The 20456-nt window shown below is 41.5% G+C and carries 17 protein-coding genes; 9 read left to right on the top strand and 8 right to left on the bottom strand.

Annotation, left to right across the window (positions count from 1 at the left end; translation table 11 throughout):
- Positions 1 to 67 precede the first annotated feature (67 nt).
- The 6 genes from DUT71_RS03750 to fabF all read left to right on the top strand — a co-directional run bounded on the left by DUT71_RS03750 (position 68) and on the right by fabF (position 5326).
- Positions 68 to 1183, top strand: a complete 1116-nt coding sequence (locus DUT71_RS03750; RefSeq protein ID WP_113661204.1) for a TlpA disulfide reductase family protein — start codon at positions 68 to 70, stop codon at positions 1181 to 1183.
- Positions 1184 to 1281: 98 nt separating this feature from the next.
- Entirely contained in the window at positions 1282 to 1971 is a 690-nt protein-coding gene (locus DUT71_RS03755; protein WP_113661205.1) for a response regulator transcription factor, read from the top strand.
- Between the two features lie 331 nt (positions 1972 to 2302).
- Positions 2303 to 2896 carry a TetR/AcrR family transcriptional regulator gene (locus tag DUT71_RS03760; protein WP_113661604.1) on the top strand — a complete coding sequence of 198 codons (594 nt, stop codon included), beginning with the start codon at positions 2303 to 2305 and terminating at the stop codon, positions 2894 to 2896.
- A gap of 49 nt (positions 2897 to 2945) precedes the next feature.
- A complete protein-coding gene (locus DUT71_RS03765; protein WP_113661206.1) occupies positions 2946 to 3644 on the top strand; it encodes an SDR family oxidoreductase in 699 nt (232 codons plus the stop codon).
- Between the two features lie 12 nt (positions 3645 to 3656).
- Complete coding sequence (locus DUT71_RS03770) at positions 3657 to 4088, top strand: PaaI family thioesterase (protein WP_113661207.1); 432 nt, start codon at positions 3657 to 3659, stop codon at positions 4086 to 4088.
- The gene (fabF, locus tag DUT71_RS03775) at positions 4085 to 5326 is read left to right on the top strand and encodes a beta-ketoacyl-ACP synthase II (protein ID WP_113661208.1); all 1242 of its coding nucleotides are present in this window, start codon (positions 4085 to 4087) and stop codon (positions 5324 to 5326) included. The genes DUT71_RS03770 and fabF overlap by 4 nt, the downstream gene beginning before the upstream one ends.
- Positions 5327 to 5695: 369 nt before the next feature.
- Here the strand turns inward: fabF and DUT71_RS03780 are convergent, their stop codons facing one another.
- The 6 genes from DUT71_RS03780 to DUT71_RS03810 all read right to left on the bottom strand — a co-directional run bounded on the left by DUT71_RS03780 (position 5696) and on the right by DUT71_RS03810 (position 13790).
- Complete coding sequence (locus DUT71_RS03780; protein WP_113661605.1) at positions 5696 to 7450, bottom strand: OmpA family protein; 1755 nt, start codon at positions 7448 to 7450, stop codon at positions 5696 to 5698.
- Between the two features lie 462 nt (positions 7451 to 7912).
- Positions 7913 to 8749 (bottom strand): HAD-IIA family hydrolase, encoded by an 837-nt coding sequence (locus tag DUT71_RS03790; RefSeq protein ID WP_113661210.1) that lies wholly within the window; start codon positions 8747 to 8749, stop codon positions 7913 to 7915.
- A gap of 6 nt (positions 8750 to 8755) precedes the next feature.
- Positions 8756 to 10249: an MFS transporter gene (locus DUT71_RS03795; protein ID WP_113661211.1), complete on the bottom strand. Its 1494-nt coding sequence runs from the start codon at positions 10247 to 10249 to the stop codon at positions 8756 to 8758.
- Between the two features lie 34 nt (positions 10250 to 10283).
- Positions 10284 to 11627 (bottom strand): sn-glycerol-1-phosphate dehydrogenase, encoded by a 1344-nt coding sequence (locus tag DUT71_RS03800; protein ID WP_113661212.1) that lies wholly within the window; start codon positions 11625 to 11627, stop codon positions 10284 to 10286.
- Positions 11628 to 11827: 200 nt separating this feature from the next.
- Positions 11828 to 12466, bottom strand: a complete 639-nt coding sequence (locus tag DUT71_RS03805) for a uridine kinase family protein (protein ID WP_113661213.1) — start codon at positions 12464 to 12466, stop codon at positions 11828 to 11830.
- Complete coding sequence (locus DUT71_RS03810; RefSeq protein ID WP_113661214.1) at positions 12456 to 13790, bottom strand: LysM peptidoglycan-binding domain-containing protein; 1335 nt, start codon at positions 13788 to 13790, stop codon at positions 12456 to 12458. The genes DUT71_RS03805 and DUT71_RS03810 overlap by 11 nt, the downstream gene beginning before the upstream one ends.
- 166 nt (positions 13791 to 13956) lie before the next feature.
- Between DUT71_RS03810 and DUT71_RS03815 the strand changes: the two genes are divergently transcribed.
- Positions 13957 to 14436, top strand: a complete 480-nt coding sequence (locus tag DUT71_RS03815; protein WP_113661215.1) for a Dps family protein — start codon at positions 13957 to 13959, stop codon at positions 14434 to 14436.
- 196 nt (positions 14437 to 14632) lie between these two features.
- Positions 14633 to 16459 carry a UbiD family decarboxylase gene (locus tag DUT71_RS03820; RefSeq protein ID WP_113661216.1) on the top strand — a complete coding sequence of 609 codons (1827 nt, stop codon included), beginning with the start codon at positions 14633 to 14635 and terminating at the stop codon, positions 16457 to 16459.
- 61 nt (positions 16460 to 16520) lie between these two features.
- On the opposite strand, the gene DUT71_RS03825 is transcribed toward DUT71_RS03820, so the two are convergent.
- Both DUT71_RS03825 and DUT71_RS03830 read right to left on the bottom strand, forming a co-directional pair.
- The gene (locus DUT71_RS03825; RefSeq protein WP_113661217.1) at positions 16521 to 17891 is read right to left on the bottom strand and encodes an OmpP1/FadL family transporter; all 1371 of its coding nucleotides are present in this window, start codon (positions 17889 to 17891) and stop codon (positions 16521 to 16523) included.
- A gap of 32 nt (positions 17892 to 17923) precedes the next feature.
- Positions 17924 to 18817: a hypothetical protein gene (locus DUT71_RS03830; RefSeq protein ID WP_113661218.1), complete on the bottom strand. Its 894-nt coding sequence runs from the start codon at positions 18815 to 18817 to the stop codon at positions 17924 to 17926.
- A gap of 105 nt (positions 18818 to 18922) precedes the next feature.
- Between DUT71_RS03830 and proS the strand changes: the two genes are divergently transcribed.
- The gene (proS, locus tag DUT71_RS03835) at positions 18923 to 20395 is read left to right on the top strand and encodes a proline--tRNA ligase (protein WP_113661219.1); all 1473 of its coding nucleotides are present in this window, start codon (positions 18923 to 18925) and stop codon (positions 20393 to 20395) included.
- Positions 20396 to 20456: the final 61 nt, after the last annotated feature.

Consider the following 20456-nt stretch of genomic DNA (forward strand, 5'->3'; position numbering starts at 1 on the left):
TTTTAGAGAGTTTTGTTGATACAATACTCTCTAAATACTAATTACTAAAATCTCAATACTAGATTAAATGAAAAGAATAATATTAATTTTAGCGGTAGTAGCTACAACATTCACCGCTTGCAAAGATAAAACCAAATTTACCATTGGTGGAAAGCTAACCAACGCAGATGTGAAAAACAAGGTTTATTTATATGGGATGGCTAGCAATAGCATGGTCTTATTGGATTCAACAAACCTTTCGCAAGATGGCGAGTTTAAGTTTACCAACACTAAGCCAGAGGCTGATTTCTTTAGGGTGAACTACTTAACTAATGAATATATCGTAATCGCTAAAAACGGTGACGCAGTAAAAGTTTCTGCCGATGTAAGCGACAAAAATCAACATTATACCATTGAAGGTGCTGAAGATGCCGCAAAATTGTCGGAATTTAATGATTTGAAAATCAAGTTCCAGCAAAAGATTTTCGAGGTAAGCAAACAATTTGAAGAAAAAGTAGCCGCCGCTCCGGGCAAAAGAGAAGAGCTTTTGCAACAACTATCGCCAGTGTACAACAACGCATTGAACGAGCTTAACCAGGCCATCATTAAATTTGCCATGGACAACAACAAATCGCTAGTGAGCTTTTATGCCATTAGCTTGGTTAATCCGGTAGGGAACGAAAAGGCCATGGTTGATTATGCCGAAAAGGTAGACGCTAGTTTAAGAGGACATTCGGCCGTGAAAAACTTCATCGAAAAAGTCGCTAGGCTAAAAGCGGTACAAATTGGTCAAACTGCTCCAGATTTTACGATCCAGAGCCTGGATGGTAAAACCGTAAAATTGGCTGATTATCGTGGCAAATATGTACTCTTAGACTTTTGGGCTTCGTGGTGTGGGCCATGCAGGGCCGAAAATCCTAACGTGGTAAAAGCTTATCAAACTTATAGAAACAGAAATTTTACCGTATTGGGCATCTCTTTGGATAAAGATAAAAATGCTTGGGCACAGGCTGTTAAACAAGACAATTTAACCTGGGACCAGGTAGGGGAACTAATGGATTTTGAAGGCCCAACTGTTAGGCTTTATCAAGTTGAAGCTATCCCCAGCTCGTTTTTGCTCGACCCCCAAGGTAAAATCATTGCCCGCGACCTAAGAGGCGAAGAATTGGAAGTTTTTTTAAACAAAACCTTACCTAAACTCTAATTCAATGTTAATATATGGAGTAGTCTTAACAATTTGTTAACTTCAACTTAACTAAATATTGCAATTGTCTACTTACTTTCGTAACAAATAAAACTGCAATGAGTACAGCTAAACAGAAGATATTAATTGTTGACGATGAACCGGATATCTTGGAACTGATTGAGTATAATCTCAAAAAAGAAGGTTACCAAGTGTTTTTGGCCAGTAATGGACAAGACGGAATCAACGTTGCTAAGAAGGTTCAGCCAGACTTGATCATCTTGGATATTATGATGCCCAAAATGGACGGTATTGAAGCTTGTCGTTTAATGAGGGCTATTCCAGAGTTTAAAAATACCTTTATGGTGTTTTTAACGGCAAGAAGCGAGGAATATTCTGAGATTGCGGGATTTAACGTAGGCGCTGATGATTACATTGCCAAACCTATTAAACCCAGAGCTTTGGTAAGCCGTATCAACGCTATCTTGCGTCGTAATGCAAGTAACGATGAGGTTTCTGACAACAAATTGGAAATAGGCGACTTGGTGATCGATCGCGAATCGTATTTGGTTTATCAAAATGGTGAAAAAGTGGTTTTAGCGAAGAAAGAATTTGAACTGCTGTATCTGCTGGCTTCAAAACCTGGAAAAGTTTATACCCGCGAAGCGATTTTAAAGAACATCTGGGAAGATTCAGTAGTGGTGACCAACAGAACCATTGATGTGCACATCAGGAAACTGAGAGAGAAACTAGGCGAAAACTATGTTTCTACTGTAAAAGGAGTAGGATACAAGTTTGAATTGTCTTAACAGATAAAGTCCCGCAACTGCGGGACTTTTTTATTTTATACCTGATGCTCTATTGGGTCCCGTCAGTGCGAGTTTACGAAGCAATTTTAATATGTCTTATATAGATTTTTCGTTGCTCCCTGAATGACAGGCAAGCTGCACTTCAACCATACCATGAAACGTTCAAAGATTTTGTCGGATAGCGTCCTAGCATAATGATCGATTTGCAAGGATATTAGTCGATAAGGATCGGGATTGTCCCAATAAAAGTAATCCCAATCTCATTTTATGAATATGTATAATATACCAATTGGTATATTTTGTACGTTTGTTTTGTTAAATGATAAAAAACATGAGCAAAGCCGAGAAAACAAAGCAATTGATTATTGAAAAAACAGCCGATGTTTTCAATAGCAAGGGCTATGCGGCAACCTCTCTATCAGATATTACCAAAGTTACTGGGCTTACCAAAGGAAGTATCTACGGTAATTTTGATGACAAAGAAGAAGTGGTCATAGCAGCATTTAAATTCAATGCCAAACGCTTAAGAGATGAAATGGATCTGGCAATCGCTAAAGAAAAAACTGCCTACGAGCAATTGATGGCTATGCTCAATTTCTACAAAACTACCTGGAAAAAAGCGGCTTCACAAGGCGGTTGCCCGATGTTAAATGCGGCAACCGAAGCAGATGATCATTTGCTATTTTTGCGGGATGCTGTTAAAGAAAATTTCATCGCTTGGCAAACGAAAGTATCAAGCATTATAGCGCAAGGCAAAGCAGAAGGTAGCTTTAAAGCCAGTTTGCATGCAGAAACATACGCCTACACCTTCATCATGCTCATAGAAGGTGGCATATTGCTATCTCGTACCCTTAATCAAATCACACATTTAAATACGGCACTAGATCGTATCCAATTGATCATAGACCAAGAGTTTATCCATTAATTTTTTTTAACCAAAAATATACCGATTGGTATATTTAATTTTAAATATCATGAGAATAGAAAAAAACAAAGTTTTTATTTCGGGAGCAACCTCAGGAATAGGATTAGCCATTGCCCGTAAACTGCACGCTTTAGGCAACCAGATTTTGGTGAACGGCAGGGACGCAAACAAGCTGAATGAAACCATTAATGAACTGAAAGGCAGCATTGCCATACAAGCTGATTTAAGTTTGGAGGAAGAACGTTTAAGGGTCGCAAAACTTATCCAAAAGGAGCATCCGGATTTGAACTGGATCATCAACAATGCAGGTTTAGCCTATACGCATTCGTTACAAAGTGGCGGAAATGCTTTTGAATTGGCAAAAAATGAAATCAACCTTAACTATCTAAGCATTATACACTTTACCGAGTTGTTGTTGCCTCAACTTTTAGCTAACCAAAATAGCGCTATCGTAAATGTAACCAGTATTGCGGCGTTTAGGGGGCATGCTAGTATTCCAACCTATTCGGCCAGTAAAGCAGCTTTGCAGAATTATACCAGCGTGCTTCGCGATAGCTTGGCAGCACAGGAAAATGTTCGCGTTTTTGAGTTGATTCCACCTTTGGTGAATACCCCATTTTCTAAGGAGATAGGCGGCGAGCAGCATGGGATTTCTCCTGAGGAAGTGGCTGATGAACTTTTAAGCGCACTTAGCTTAAACCAGTATCAGGTGCCCGTGGGCTTAACTAAACAGTTTTTTCAATCGTAATTCAAAGAAATAATGGATGCATTAGCAACGATGGGGTCGTTTATTGGGAGAGAATTTGATCGTTCGCCCTCGCCATTTATGAGATGGCTGCGCCCTGTGGTGGTTTCGGTACAAAAGGGCAGCTTAGAGTTTAAGTATATCGTTAGGGCCGAGTGGTTAAATCCAATGGAAAGATTGCATGGCGGCATTACCGCTGCAATAATGGACGATGTGTTGGGCGCAACGATGTTCAGTTTAGACGAACCCTTTCATTATACCACCATTAATAACACCATCGATTACTTTTCTGTAGCCCAGGAAAACGATGAAATTACCGCAAAAACTAAAATAATTAAAAAAGGACGACAATTTATCCACGCCGAATGCGAAATTTGGGGACGGAATGGAGCACGGCTTATTGCTCGTGGGACATCTAATTTATTTAAAACACAGATAAAAAAATGAGACGAGTTGTAGTTACAGGGTTAGGGACCATTAATCCCCTAGGAGATAATGTTGCTGATTTTTGGAAGAATATCGTGGCAGGAAAAAGCGGCTGCGAACGTGTAACGCGTTTTGATGCCTCTCGTTTCCGCTCTCAAGTAGCTTGCGAAGTGAAAGGTTTTGATCCGGCGGCCCACTTGGACAGAAACGAAATTAAACGTACTGACTTATTTACGCAGTATGCTTTATATGCCGCAGACCAGGCCATGAAAGATTGTGGCATTGATTTGAGCACGATAGACCCTTTTGATTTTGGAGTGATTTGGGGAAGTGGACAGGGCGGAATGCAAACTTTTGAAACAGAAGTAGAGCATTATGTTACGGGAGATTACAACCCTCGTTTTAATCCATTCTTTATCCCTAAGCTTTTGGTCAATATGGCATCGGGCTTAATTTCGATGAAGTTTGGCTTGCAGGGAATTAACTATACCCCGGTTTCGGCGTGTGCTACGGGTAACAATGCCATTATGGATGCCTTTAACTATATCAGATTTGGAAAAGCCAAGATGTTTGTAACAGGTGGTTCGGAAGCAGGAATTACGCCAGCTTCGTTTGGTGGTTTTGCCGCGCTAAAGGCAATGTCTACCAGAAATGATGATCCACAAACGGCAAGTAGACCGTTTGATAAGGATAGAGATGGCTTTGTGATGGGTGAGGGTGCGGGAGCTTTGATTTTAGAAGAATATGAACATGCAAAAGCAAGAGGTGCGAAAATTTATGCAGAAGTGGTTGGTGCGGCAATGACCGCCGATGCTTATCATATCACGTCACCGCATCCAGAAGGTATTGGTGCGGCAAAAGCCATGGCCCTAGCGTTAGAGGAAGCAAACTTAAAAGCCGAGGAGCTTGACTATTTAAATTTACATGCTACCTCAACACCTGTTGGAGATTTGGCTGAACTGAACGCCGCAAAGCTGGTTTTCGGTTCATCTGATCAGCTTCATATCAGTTCTACAAAGTCTATGACAGGGCATTTACTGGGTGCAGCGGCGGCTATTGAGGCCATTATTGCGATTAAAAGTATTAACGATAAGGTAGTGCCACCAACCATTAACGTAACTGAGCCTGATCCAGAAATCCCGGCAGGCATGCAATTGGTGTTTAATAAAGCCCTATATAAAGAAGTGAAAACAGCCATGAGTAATGCTTTTGGTTTTGGAGGCCACAATAGTACCGTTGTTTTTAAAGAATTGGTTTAACACCTTAAGTGGGAAAAGGCCTGCGAGGTTTCAAAACCTCGCAGGCCTTTTTTTGCGTCGTCATTGCGAGTTTACGAAGCAATCCTAAAGCGAAATAGTAATTGTTTTTAGCGTGTTGTAAGATTGCTTCGTAAACTCGCAATGACGTGAATGATTAATTTGTAGATTTCAAGGAACTGGTTTAACTACGAAACTAATATTCCCCTCTTGGAGGGGGGCGGGGGTAGGAAGCTTCTATTATCTCCAGCCTGATACGAAAAAGACCTGTAAGGTTTCAAAAACCTTGCTGTCTCCTGTAAAAAAAAGACTTACGAAGTTTTTAAAACTTCGTAAGTCTTTACTAATTAACCATTAATTCCTAGCCACTAATTAATAATTCAATACCTTTATTTCGGTTCTTCTATTGGCTTGATGTTGTTCTTCTGAACAATTTACGCCGTTACCACAGCCATTTAGTAATTTGGTTTCGCCATAACCTTTAGCGGTTAACCTATCTCTGCTAATGCCATTGGCCACTAAGTAGTTTACTGCTGCTTCGGCACGTTGCTGCGATAATTTTCTATTGTAAGCATCATTACCGCGGCTATCGGTATGAGAAGATAGCTCAATTTTTAATGATGGGTTTTGTTTCATGATGGCTACCACATTATCTAAAATGATAGCGGCATCTGTACGGATATTGGATTTGTCGAAATCGTAAAGGATGTTTTTCAATACCCATTGGCTGCCAGTTGCAAGTTCACAAACCCCTAGTTTCAATGTCACATATAATGTTTTGCTCCTATCTAAACCTTTGGTGGTTACCAATTCGGTTTGCGAGTAACGTGCCTGATGGTTAGCTACTACCGTAAAATCTGATTGAGCATCTAACTGATAAATGAATTTGCCTTGTGCATCAGAAACTTGACTGATATTGCTTTTAGTGCCAGTATTGGTTAATACCGTGCTGATACCTGGCAAATTAATGCCTTTCACGCAATCAAAAGTTTCCCCAACCAAGGTAAATCTGGGATCGTCATGGTAAATTTCTTTAAATATGGTAGCTGAACTGCCTTTAAAGTCATCCTCGGTTAAGGTTAACAATGGTGTTTGGATGCCGTTTTTCTCGCCGATAACTTGATAGTTTCCGGGCGATACTTTGGTGATTTTTTGTGCTTGACCATTGGCATCGGTGATTGATTTTTCATTCACCTTGTTGCTGTTAACACTTACAGTAACTCCGCTTAAAGCTAATCCCGTTTGTTTATCTTTAACTACAATTTGTAAATCTTTGGTGGCGATTAATGGTTTTACCACGTCATCGTATTTGGTGATGGTTTCTTGTGGAAGAGCTGGTTTTTTGTTTTCGCCGAAGATGAATTTGATACCGGCACCAGCGTTAAGGCTTTTATGGAGCGTATTTTCCTGAACCCTTACTTCGTTATAGTGGTCTAAGATACCGCTTTTAATGCCAACCGCTGGATCAATAGGAGTGTGCTGTACGCTTTTCTCGATGGTAAATCTGCTGGGTTTGTTGCCAAAGGTGGTGCCGAAAGTTTGTACATAATCCACATGGGCAAAGACTGCTATTTTAGGTGCGATTTTGTAGTTTAAGCGTAGGCCACCAACGCTAGCCCAGCTGTTTGCTTTGTTGCTTGCATCGTTTACGGTGTATTGGGTGTTGTAGTTGGTAGTGCCTAATACATTGGTAAAAGTTAAAGTGGTGGTATATTCAGGAAAGTGCTGCATCATTACACCGCCGCGTAAATACAATTCGGCCTGGAAGTTGTTTTGGGTAAACTTATAACTGGGACCGAAAGTGAATAAGTAGTCCTGAAACCGGGGGCTGTTCTTGTAATCGGTAACGATATAGCCATTGGCGAAAAGTACGCTATCAGCTACTTTAATTCCATTTCTGATAAAGCGGGCATCTATACCCAGCCCCAATTTATTTCCTTTGAAATATTTATCGACGAAAATGCCAGCGTGGTAACCTAGTTTGGTATCCGCAGTTTTTTTATAAGTACTTAATGGTTGGGTAATTCCGCCTTGTAAGCCTATTTGAAAATCTCCTCTCGGTTTCTGTTGAGCGGCTGCAAAAAATGTAAATCCTAGTAACATCAGTGCAAGTGAAAATTTCTTCATGATCTTGATATTTAACATTCAACATTCTGTTCTTTAAAATTTGGCCCTCGTAAGGACTCGTTATTGGTTAATCAACCGAAGAAGAAAAATGTTACCTCATGGAGCAATTGTTCTCATATTTTTGCCGTTCCTGTCATCATACCACATCTGAGATCCATTGCTTCGCTCTGAATGACAAAATGTTTACTTCGTAGCTGCCTGCCGGTGTTTGCTATCGATTAAATTGGTATGGTTTAGGCTCTAAAGGACAGGTTTGTGAGGGGCAAGAGTGCCTTGGTTTGATGAACAGGCTTTTGTATTTTAAACCCGATTGGAACGGGCATTCCAGTGTCATCCTGAGCTTGTGGAAGGATGCTGGAATAAAGTGTAAAGCGGGACTGCCGAGAATAGTAATCCTGATTTGCTTTTCAAAAAAAACAGAGAAATCTTTTGAATTTCTCTGCAAATTGAAATGGTTTTAAACTAATTTTTTGCTTGTTGGAGAAGTTCCTTTAGCTCGGCCAAATCTCTTGCTACAATATCAGGTTTTACTGTCGATTGCTGTACGTCTACGGTAGTTGCTTCTCCGGAAAGCACCAACACACCGAGTGCTCCAGCATTTTTTGCCATTTTTACATCGGTGTAAATTCTATCGCCTACCATGGCAATTTCACTGGGTTTTAAACCGTATTGATGGAGAATGCCATCGAGCATTTGCGGATCGGGCTTGCCAATTACTGTATCAGGTTTCCTGTTGGTAGCGCCTTCAATACAGGCACAAATGGAACCACAGTCGACCAAAATATTAGGCTGATCGGTAGGGCAAACCCAATCAGGATTGGTGGCAAAATAGGGAAGTTGTTGGCTTGCCCAGTAGGCGGCTCGGCATAATCTGGAATATACCAATGAGGTGTCGAAACCTACTACCAGCGCATCTGGCTTATCTTCGGCACTATCTGCTGTAGAAATAAAGCCAGCCTCCTCGAATTCCTTAACCATACTTGGCGTACCTAAAATAAATAGCCGTTTGATGATAGGGTGATGGTTTTTAATGTAGTTGATGGTTGCCACTGCAGAGGTGTACATTTCATCTGCGGTGGCCGGAATGCCCATTTTTTCTAGATGTTTAAGGTAGTCGGCAGTGCTTTTGGACGGGTTGTTGGTTAAAAAGGAGTAACCCATGCCATTTTGTTTTAAATAGCTTAAAAATTCGTTGGTAAAGGGAAATAAGGTGCTGCCATTGTAAATGGTGCCGTCCATATCCAAGGCAAAATGCTTAATATGTTTTAATCGTTGTGTAATATCTGAAGAAAGTTTCATCTGTAATTAATCTGCTTTAGTTTCTAACTCGTCATATCCGTGTGCTTTGGCTTTCCACATTAGGGCAAAAATGAACACACAAAGTACCGCCATGCCTATCATCATCATAAATACATAGTCCCAAGCTTTTCCTGGGCTTACTTTGTTGATGGAATCTACCATAAATCCAACGCCAACACCCGATACCAAACCGCTGGCATAGCCAAATAAACCGGTAAGGCCATTGGCCGTAGCGGCAGCGCGGTTGGTTGCCTGGTTTGCCGCGGCAATACCAATGAGTGCCTGCGGGCCGTAAATGAAAAACCCGCACATAGCCAATACCAATATCATTACCCAAGAGGGGGTGCTATCTGGTAAGTAAAGGAAAATGGTCATAAATATGGCCACGCCAACCATACAATACAATGAGGTACGATGGGCTTTTCCCGCCAAATATTTATCGGTAGCCCAACCCGCGACAAGCATGCCCAAAATACCAAAGATTTCGAAAACGGCAACCGTCCAGCCGGCATTGGTTAAGGTCATACCATGGGCTTCTTTGAGAAAGGTTGGGCCCCAGTCCAATACCGCAAAACGAACCACGTACACGAAGAAATTGGCTATTCCCAATATCCAGATCCATTTGTTGCGATAAACCGATTTGCGGATAAATGCTTTAAATTCGGTAGAGGAATCTTTTCCCTTTTTGTGTGTTTTATGAAGCTCGGGTAGTCCAACGGATGATGGGGTATCTCTTAAACCGATAAATAGCCCCAGCGAACCTACCATTGCAATGGCCGCAGGAACCCAAAAACACCACCTCCAAGCACCGTAATGAGAAGCAGATTCGATAACGCTTTTCATCTTTTCGGCATCGGTTACATCTATTTTCAAATTGGCGGCAATGGAGGCAACTATCTCAGGATTATTGCTCATATTAGTGCCCATTGAACCCATAATGTAGCCTGCTAAAATGGCTACTAAAGCTGCGCCAATAGAGTGTGAAGTGTTCCAGATAGACATTTTGGTGGCCAGCTCGTTTTGAGGAATCCAGTGGGTAAGTAGCCGGGCTACCGGTGGAAAGCCGCTTCCCTGGATGAGGTTGTTGACGATCAGGATAATTCCAAAAATGAGAACCATGGTATTGGTGAACATTGGTCCGCCGGTTTGCCCTGTGAAAATGGTGCTAAGGTCTGCACCCCAACCAAAGGCGAAATTGGCAATAGCACATAGCAGCAAGCCAATGGACATGTGGTAGCGGGCATTCATCCTATCGGCTAGTACGCCATTTAGAAACCTTGATATCCCATAAACAATGGTTACCAAGGTCATGATGATTCCGAAACTTGTTTTGGTAATTCCGTATTCGGCGGTTAGCCCGGGAATGGCAAAAGAAAAGTTTTTGCGTACAAAGTAAAATACGGCATAACCTATCATGGTGACAATAATGGTACGGGTTTGCCAATATTTAAACAGTGTTTGTGTAGCTTCTTTGCTGTTTGTTTGCTCTTGGTTGATCATTTTGGTTAACTGTTAATTAATCAAATTCCTATTTTTAGTTCGTATTTATTTCCCAAATACCATTATTGCCAAAAAGCTGGTTAAGCCATTGGTTTAAATAACCTGTCCTTACGGCAAGGTCAAGAATGGTGAATCTTCTTCTGATGTATTGCGCTCTTACGAAGGTTTCTTTGAGTTTCGCTCTACTAATGCCGATATGTTCAGGCTCGGTAGGGGCGCCAACCGTAGCCAAGCGGGCCCTGGCTTCTTCAAAGGGCACAATTTGTTGCTTTAACCGAGTTTTAATGTCGCTCCAATTATCTTTCAGGGTTTGTAATTGTTTTTTTAATAATTGATGGTCGATATATTTGGCACTGGTTTCTTGCCAGCCAATTTCAGGGAAATCCGTGTTTTTGAAAATGTCTAGAGATTGTGTTTTTAATTGATCCAAAGTTGGCCATTGTTTCAAGGCTTTTGGGATGTCCAGATTTTCAAAGTCGGTTTTTAATACCAGGTCGTAAAGTGCGGTGATGGCCAAAGTGCCAATACTCACTTGGAAACCGTGCGAAACATGCTGCCCGTTGTTAAGGTGGTGTTCCATGTTCCAAAGATGGCTGAACTGATGTTCGGCACCGGAGGCTGGCCTGCTTGATTTGGCCCACTGCATGGCGAAACCTCCTAGCATTAATCCTTCGGTAAGTTGTGAAACCGCTTTGGTTTCTCCATTTTTGGTTCCCAATGGATTTGAAAGGGCTTCGTGAAGGCCGTCCTGTACCATTGACCACGCTTTTGGATCAATAGCCTCAACGCCAAGCGCATCGGCCAAAATCCAATCGGCACCTGCGGTAATTTTAGCGAATAAATCTGCATAGCCCGAGGCGGTCAGTTCAGTAGGTGCGGCACTTAAAAGATCAATGTCTGCCAGGCAAGCTTGCGGTGCGGGGCAATTGAAAGTTTGCTTGGCGCCGTTGACGGTAATAGAAGCACCAAAGGCGGTATAGCCATCCATGGAAGCTGCGGTAGCCACGCACAGGTAGGGTCTGTTGGTTAAATGTGCGGCCAGTTTGGTAAGGTCGTTAATGGTGCCTGAACCTACAGCCACAGGAATGGCCTGATGTTCTTTTAGCACATTCGTCAATTCTTCTACATAATGGTAAGCGGCATAAATCTCAGGATCGGTATATACATAGGCAGGTTCCTGGCCAATTCCATTGCTTTCAAATTGTTTCGATAATTGTTTGCCAGCCACTTCAAAGGTAATGGTGTCGGCAACGATAATGGCCTTGGCCCCTGGAAATTGCGCTTTAAATAATTGAGAAGTTTGTTTTAGCTTGTCTTGGCCTATCACTAAGGCTTTGGTTTCGCTAGCAGATTTTAATGCTGTGGCTACTTTAGACATTTAAGAAACTTAGTTTTTGGTTTTGGCTTGATTCGCTTATTTGGTTTTAGCTACTCTCAAATAAACGATTTTTAAAGAAATAAAACAAATATAAATTTTTAAATAACATTTTGAAAGTTTAATAAAAAACGAACAAAATGTTTAAGTGCAAAAAAAAGCCCCGGGTGTACGGGGCTTCAATACTTGTTATAACTTTATGTTTATTTACAGTAATTAGCTTTAAATTCTTCCGACATAATTTCGGTAATGCGGATAATTTCATCTGCTTCGTTTGAATTGTTATAGATTATTTGGTTACAGGTTTCCCTGTAAGGAAGCAGGTATTCTTTGTAGGCAGGCACAACGTGGTTATGCCACTTATATAAAACATCTTCTTCGGGATAGCCTCTTTCAATACCGTCTCGTTGTATCCTTCTTTCTAGGGCAATGTTTTCATCGGCCTCAATAAAGATTCTATAATCTATCAACGAATTGATTTCTTTGAAATGTAAGATGAACAGTCCTTCGACAATGATAATTGGCGCAGGGTGTATTTCGAGGATTTTGGTTACGGCCAAGGGATTGTTAAAGTTATATTCCTTTTTGTATACCGTTTCACCATGGATTAGTTTTTTGATGTCCATCAGGAATTGCTGGTCATCAATAGTAGTAGGCAAATCAAAGTTATAGAGTTTGTTTTCCTCTTGGGTCATTTCGCCAGCGGGAATGTAGTAATCATCCTGTGATACGAGTGTAACCTCGTCGTGCTTGAAATGGTGTAAAAAGCTGTGCAGGAAAAAAGTTTTACCAGAGCCGCTACCACCGGCAATCCCGATAATTACAGGCTTTTTAGTTTTCATTCTCTTTAGGGCCGTAAGTTAAGGTACAGAAAAAACGTTTATCTAGTGCGCCAACTGCATCGGCAACTGCCTTGGTCATTACAATAATAACATCCTTGGTGGTCTCATTTTCAGTGAATTTGCCCACTACCTTCGCAAAGGTTGAACGGTTGGTCATTGGATTTGTAATTTGGATAATAGTGCCTATGGGGGCAGTTCTGTGCAAAATTAACATTTTATTTGGATCTAAATCCGTATCGGTAATCCAAACACCCGTGCCTTTTTCCTCAATCCTGTTTAAACCATAGGTTGCGGCAGGGCGTTTTAGGTTTGGATTTTTAAGTGTACTGGGGCTTTCTGAAGGCTCATCTTCTGTATGGTCATTGCTGGTTGTTGCGGTGGCTGGTTTTTCGCCCTTGATGATCAGTTTTTGCCCTACGGTTAAATCGTTTGAGGTGAGGTTATTGTATGTTTTTAACTGATAGGTAGTAAGTTGATATTTTTGGGCGATAGAATATATCGTTTCGTTTGCCGCTACAATGTGCTCAAAAGTAGGTTCTGTTTTGCTGGGCGCCGGATTGCTGGCAACCGATACAGGTTTGCTTTCGGTAGGTTTGTTTTCAACCGGTTTACTGGCTACTATTGGTGTTTCATTTTGTACCGCCGTACCCTTGGCAGGGATTTTTAACACTTGCCCAATTCGGAGATTATTAGAAGTTAAGCCGTTTAATTCCTTGATTTCTTCTACGGTAACCTCGTACTGTTTTGCAATAACGCCCAGATATTCCTTAGGTTTTACGGTATGTTCGGTAATTGTAGTGGTAGTGTTGCCTGCTGTTTTGATTTCCGTTGCGGGGGGTGTTAATTGTGTTGCCGGAGCATTGGTAGCAGTAGCATTGGTTTTCGTGAACGGAACCTTTAAAACTTGTCCAACTTGCAGGTTGTTGCCATTTAAATTGTTCAGTTTTTTAATATCGGCTACCGTGGTGGCAAATTTTTCGGCAATTAAATTCAAATTGTCCTTGGCAACAACGGTATAGTCAAAAAAACTATTTGCCGTTATGAGGGGGCTGTTTTTTGCGTTTTTTTCGTTGAAGGGAATTTCAGTAGGTACTTTTATAATGGAGCCAATTTGTAGAGAAGCATTGTTGTTGTACGCTTGGATATCCTTTACATTGACGTTGTATCTTCTTGAAATAGAGTAGTAACTTTCTTTTGGATCTACCTTGTGGATGATCAGTTTTTTGCCGTTGTTGTTCTCTACGCCTATAGAATCTAGCGGTTTGCTGGCAAAAGCAGTGGCTGAACTCAGTAGTGCGCAGATTAAAATATATCTCTTAAACATCTATATTTTTAATTTTTGGAGGTACAATTATACGAATAATATACAGTATCGCTAACAATGTAACTAAACGGTAACATTTCATATTCTATTGTACAAAAATGTACGCTGGCTAAAACTTATTCCGTCAAGTTTTGTTAATTTGGTACTATCAAAAACAACAGATCTTATGTCAGCAAAAGAAATAAATTTAACTGAAAAACAAGTTAAGCCGGTAGTTGATATGCTCAACGACTATTTAGCCAATTACCACATCCATTACCAAAAACTAAGAGGTTGCCATTGGAATATCAAGGGGCAAAACTTTTTTACGCTCCACCTTAAATTTGAAGAATTGTACACTAACGCTCAGCTTACCATAGATGAAATTGCTGAACGTGTACTGACTTTAGGCAAAGCGCCACATAGCCGTTTTGCAGATTATATCAAGGAATCAGGTATCAAAGAAATTGACACTATTGGCTTGGCAGACACTGCTATGGTGGAGGCTATTTTAGACGATATGACCAAGCTTATTGAGCTAGAGCGTGAATTATTGGAAGCAACCGATAAGGCGGGCGATGACGGATCAAACGACATGGTGAACCGTTTTATGCAGTTTAAAGAAAAAACCATTTGGATGTTACGTTCATTTTTAGGGAAGAAATAGATTTTAATTAGCCAATTGGTTAATGTGATAATTAACTAATTGGTAATGAGCCACAGATGCACAGATAATTTTCTAAATCTGTGCATCTGTGGCTTTTTCATTATCCCATCGTCATATTACCCATTATCACATTATCATATTATCCCATTATCACATTATAATATCCTCCCATAATCAAATTTTTTATCTTTGAGCCATGGGATATAAAAGTTTGGCTGCATGTGTTGCCGATTTGGAAAAGCATGGCCATCTGATCAGAATTAAGGAAGAAGTAGATCCGTATTTAGAAATGGCTGATATACACCTTAGGGTGTATGAAAAGCAAGGTCCAGCCTTGTTATTCGAAAAAGTTAAAGGCAGCCCATTTAAGGCGGTTTCAAATCTTTTTGGCACCTTGGAACGCTCTAAATTTATGTTTAGAGATTCGCTCTCGAAAGTGCAGCAATTGGTTGAATTGCGTTCGGATCCCATGAAGGCCCTTAAAAATCCTCTTAAATATGCAGGGTCTGGCTTAACGGCTTTATCGGCTTTGCCCCTAAAACAATCCCTGTTTAAGCAAACTTTCCAAAAAACAAGCATTTCGGCCCTGCCGCAAATTGTAAACTGGCCAATGGACGGCGGGCCTTTTATTACCATGCCACAAGTGTTTACCGAAGATATTGATCAACCAGGGGTGATGAACGGCAACCTTGGCATGTATCGTATCCAATTGGCTGGTAATGATTATATCCAAGACAAAGAAATTGGCCTGCACTACCAAATCCACAGAGGGATTGGCGTGCACCAAACCAAGGCAAATGCAAAAGGACAACCGCTTAAGGTAAGTATTTTTGTGGGCGGACCACCTTCGCATCCCTTAGCAGCTGTAATGCCATTGCCCGAAGGGCTTTCGGAGATGACCTTTGCGGGGGCGTTAGGCAACAGGCGGTTCAGGTATTTTAGAGATGAGGAGGGGTTTGTGATTTCTGCTGATGCTGATTTTGTGATCACAGGAACGGTTTACCCCCACGAAAACAAGCCGGAGGGGCCATTTGGGGATCATTTGGGCTATTACAGTTTGGTACATCCATTTCCTTTGATGAAAGTGCACAACGTGTATCACAAAAAAGATGCGCTGTGGTCGTTTACCGTAGTGGGCAGGCCTCCGCAGGAAGACACCAGCTTTGGCGCATTGATCCATGAAATATCAGGGTCGGCTATTCCACAAGAAATACATGGTTTAAAAGAGGTAAACGCTGTAGATGCTGCAGGGGTGCATCCACTTTTATTTGCCATCGGAAGTGAGCGTTACACGCCCTATCTCACTGAAAGAAAGCCGCAGGAAATCTTGACCATCAGTAACCATATCCTGGGTAAAAACCAATTGAGTTTGGCTAAATACTTATTGATTGCGGCAAGAGAAGATAATGAAGCGCTAACCACGCATCACATTGATGAGTTTTTACGGCATATGCTGGAAAGGGTTGACCTGACAAGAGATCTCCATTTCCATACCAATACCACCATTGATACCTTAGACTATTCGGGTGACGGACTTAACTCGGGCTCTAAAGTGGTTTTTGCGGCAGCAGGAGAAAAGAAACGTGAGCTTTTAAGTAGTTTGCCGGCTGACTTCAACTTGGCTGAAAATCACCGTTTGGCAATTCCGGGGGTATTGGCAGTTCAATTGCCAGCTTATGTAGACCAACAGCAAGCTAAAAAGGAGATTGCTTCGCTTAAAGAGAGACTAAAAGCAAATGAGCTTTCGCAATTGCCATTGATCGTAGTATGTGATGATGCAAGCTTTACTGCCGAGAACATTAACAATTTAGTTTGGATAACTTTCACCAGAAGTAATCCAACAGCAGATATAGATGGTGTGGATGATTTTACGGAGAATAAGCACTGGGGCTGCCGAGGGCCATTGATTATAGATGCCCGCAAAAAGCCTCATCATGCGCCAGAGCTGATTAAAGATAAGGCCGTGGCAGAAAGAGTGGATAGGATGGGGGAACGGGGTGGTTCTTTGCACGGTATCATATAAAACAAAAAAAAACCGACGAGCAATTAATTCGTCGGTTTTTTTGCTTAAAGCCTTTTGAAGTTTAAAATCTTACCCCAAAAGTTAAGAACACGTTGTTTTTGTTATTTTTTGCTTGTGCAACGGGTTCATTAAAATCTTGTAATAAATAAGGACTAAAAGTGGAGTTTGTTTCTACACGTTGGTAAGCAAGGTCGATAGAATAGTTTCTATTTCTATAACCAATACCGCCAGAGTAAAACTTGCTTTGGAATTGGTTTTTACTGTCGTCTTTATAAGCGGTTCCATTAACGCCATATCCACCTCTAAGGCTTACTAAGTCGGTTACTTTTACCTCTGCACCTACACGATAGTTCACTGCGCTTTTGTAATTCGCTTTGACATCGTTATTGGCATTATTGATTTCGCCAATACCTACACCATCTACGCTTGAAAAACGCATGCTCGAGTAATCGATAAAATCAACATCAGCAGAAATTAAAGCTCTATTGGCAATCACATAACTTGCACCGAGGGAGCCTTTAAATGGCGTACGTAAATCATAGCTAAAGTCGTAAATTTCTTCATCTAGAACTGCTTTGTCTGAACTACTTCCCGCACTACGGTCATCGATATTGAACCAGGTTGGGGTTTGTAGGTTCATCCCGATTCTAAACTCGCTCACTGGTCTGAAAATAACCCCAATTCGACCATTAACCCCCGAGCCTTTAACTTCCTGGTTTTGGTAGTAATCAACCGCATAGTTCTCTACGTTTCCTTTTTCATAAATATGTGAATCATTATTCATGTTAACACTCACTAAGCCTAAATTAGCTCCAATGTAGATTTGGTTGGAGATATTAATCGCTCCAGCAATGCTAAATTCAGAAACCGAACCAGAACGTAATACATTTACTTGTTGCGTATTGCCTAAGGTGCCTGCATTTTCTTCGTAAAACATGTTATAAACAGAACTGGTATTGTTCGTTCCCGAAAAATTGGATTCTAATCCGTAATCGTTATTACGGTTGTAGCCTAAGCCAATGGAAGCGCTAATTACCCCAGTTTGGGTATCTTGTCCTTTTGCCCGATAAGTAGGCATGTGGAATATCACACCAATTTGGTTCAAATTAACCTGACTTTTATTGGTAGAAGTATTGTTGTTCAGGTAATCTGCTTTGATGGTGGTGCCGTTAAACTCAGGGGTGAGTACAAACTCAGACCGTGTAAATAAACCTAAACCTGCAGGGTTGCCTCCTAAAGAGCTGATGTCGCCACCTACGCCAATTTGCGCATTTCCCATGCCTTTAAAACGAGCTGAACTGCCATAATTTGTTTGTGAAAATCTTAGTCCATCGCCCGCATAGGTAGGCCATATGATAGGTTGCGGTGTTTGCGCATACGCATAGCCAGTGGTAGCTGCCGCTACCACTAACATTGATAATATCTTTTTCATTTGAATTGCGATAAATAATCTAGAAAATAAACCTAACCTCTACCTCCGCCACGTGTTGGGCGACTGCCACCACCGCTGCTACCACTACCACTACTTGCAGGAGGAGGGGTTGGTCTTGAAGGCGGTGTATAGTTTTCTCTTTGAGGAGGAGAGGATGGTCTGCCACTTTCGCTGGTTCTAGATGGTCTTCCGTAGCTTCCACCCGAGTTAGAAGTTCTATCTGGTCTGGATACGGTTCCATTGTTAGCAGGGTTGTAGCTTTGCGGTCTAGGTCTTGATACACCATCGCCGATATTTCCTCTGTCAGCACCTGCGTATCTTCCTGAAGGTCTTGCGTTACTGCTACCCATTCTAGATGGTCTCGGCCTATAGTTTTCATTTCTCACGATAGTGGAGCCACCCCAGCCGCCGCCCCAGTAGCCACCGCCCCAATATCCGCCACCCCAGTAGCCTCCGCCCCAGCCACCAAACCAAGGGTTGTAGTAGGAGTAAGGGCCCCAGGTATTCCAATAATATGGGCTGCCGTAATATCCCCAGTAGGCGTAAGGATTATGCCAGCGGTTAAAACCCCAACTATAATTAAATCCTAGTGACCAGTCGTAAGGATTATACCATGAGTTATAGCCATAAAAGTTATAGTAATCATCGAAATAAAACCTGTTAGGGCTGCCATAGTAAAACCGATCAATCCTTGAGGCGTAGTCCATGTCGTAGCTGGGGTCACTTGCCCTATAATCAGGATCAATACGTGAAGTATCTATTTGAGCCGTTTGTACCGGAGGCGAGTACTTGTAAACCCGAGCCTGCGCAGTAGTATTGTACACATCATCGGCACTGTTGTTTTGTGCCATTTTTGGTGTAGCGCATGACGCAACCAACAAGGCAGTTGCGGCAAGTGTACTGGTGAAAAAATGATTGACTCTCATTGTATTTAGTTTTATTTGTGTGCTAAATTAAATTGTGACTATAAATTTATAGCTTTGTAGCCATCAATACAAGATATTTAACACAAAAAACGTTCCAAATAAGTTATGAGCAAAGGTATTACGAGTAAAAGTGAAGATTATTCCCAGTGGTATAACGAAATTGTTATAAAGGCTGATCTGGCAGAACATTCGTCAGTAAAAGGCTGTATGGTAATTAAGCCATACGGTTACTCTATCTGGGAGAAAATGCAGGCAGTTTTAGACCACAAATTTAAAGAAACAGGTCACACCAATGCTTATTTTCCCTTGTTCATCCCCAAGTCTTATTTTTCTAAAGAAGCTGCCCACGTAGATGGCTTTGCTACCGAATGTGCCGTTGTGACACATTACCGTTTAAAAAACGATGGTCAGGGTAACATCATTGTTGATGAAGAAGCGAAACTGGAAGAGGAACTGATTGTTCGCCCAACTTCGGAAACCATTATCTGGAATACCTATAAAGGCTGGATCCAATCGTACCGTGATTTGCCTTTGTTGATTAACCAATGGGCCAATGTGGTGCGTTGGGAAATGAGAACCCGTTTGTTTTTGCGTACCACCGAGTTTTTGTGGCAAGAGGGACACACCGCACACGCTACTTCCGAAGAAGCGATTGAAGAAACGGAGAAAATGTTGGATGTATATGCCGATTTTGCTGAAAATTGGATGGCTGTGCCCGTAGTAAAAGGCAGGAAAACAGAAACAGAACGCTTTGCCGGTGCTCTGGATACTTACTGTATCGAAGCTTTGATGCAGGACGGAAAGGCTTTACAAGCAGGAACTTCGCACTTTTTGGGCCAAAATTTTGCCAAGGCATTTGATGTGAAATTTACCAATAAAGAAGGTAAGCAAGATTACGTTTGGGCAAGTTCATGGGGCGTTTCAACCCGTTTAATGGGTGCCTTAATCATGGCGCACAGTGATGACAGCGGTTTGGTACTTCCGCCAAAATTGGCACCAATTCAAGTGGTTATTGTACCAATCTATAAAGGCGATGAAGAACTTCAAAAAATATCCTCATTTGTAGATGAACTGCTTCCAAGGTTGAAAGGCTTCGGTATTTCGGTGAAATATGATGATAGAGATAGCCAACGACCTGGATTTAAGTTTGCTGAATACGAACTGAAAGGTGTGCCTATTCGTTTGGCAATTGGTGCTAGAGACATGGAAAATGGTACCGTTGAGCTTGCCCGCAGAGATACCAAAGAAAAATTCACAGTACCGCAAGAAGGCCTGGCCGAGTATGTTTTTCAAATGTTGGCGCAAATCCAACAAAATATCTTCGACAAAGCATTGAAATTTAGGGACGAGCATATTACCGAAGCAAATTCATACGAAGAATTTAAAGCACTGTTAGAAACGAAAACAGGCTTTATCGCGGCCCATTGGGATGGTACCGCCGAAACCGAGAAACGCATTAAAGAGGAAACTAAAGCAACCATCAGATGTATTCCTTTAAACAATAAGTTGGAAGATGGCGTTTGTATCTTAACAGGAAAACCATCTAAACAACGCGTATTGTTTGCGAAGGCTTATTAGCACGCGATTCGTCGTTGCGAGGTACGAAGCAATCTTAAAGCATTAGATTTGTTTTTCGAGA

Origin of the sequence: Pedobacter nanyangensis (assembly GCF_003313505.1) — a bacterium.
In the GTDB taxonomy this organism is placed as follows: Bacteria; Bacteroidota; Bacteroidia; order Sphingobacteriales; family Sphingobacteriaceae; genus Pedobacter; species Pedobacter nanyangensis.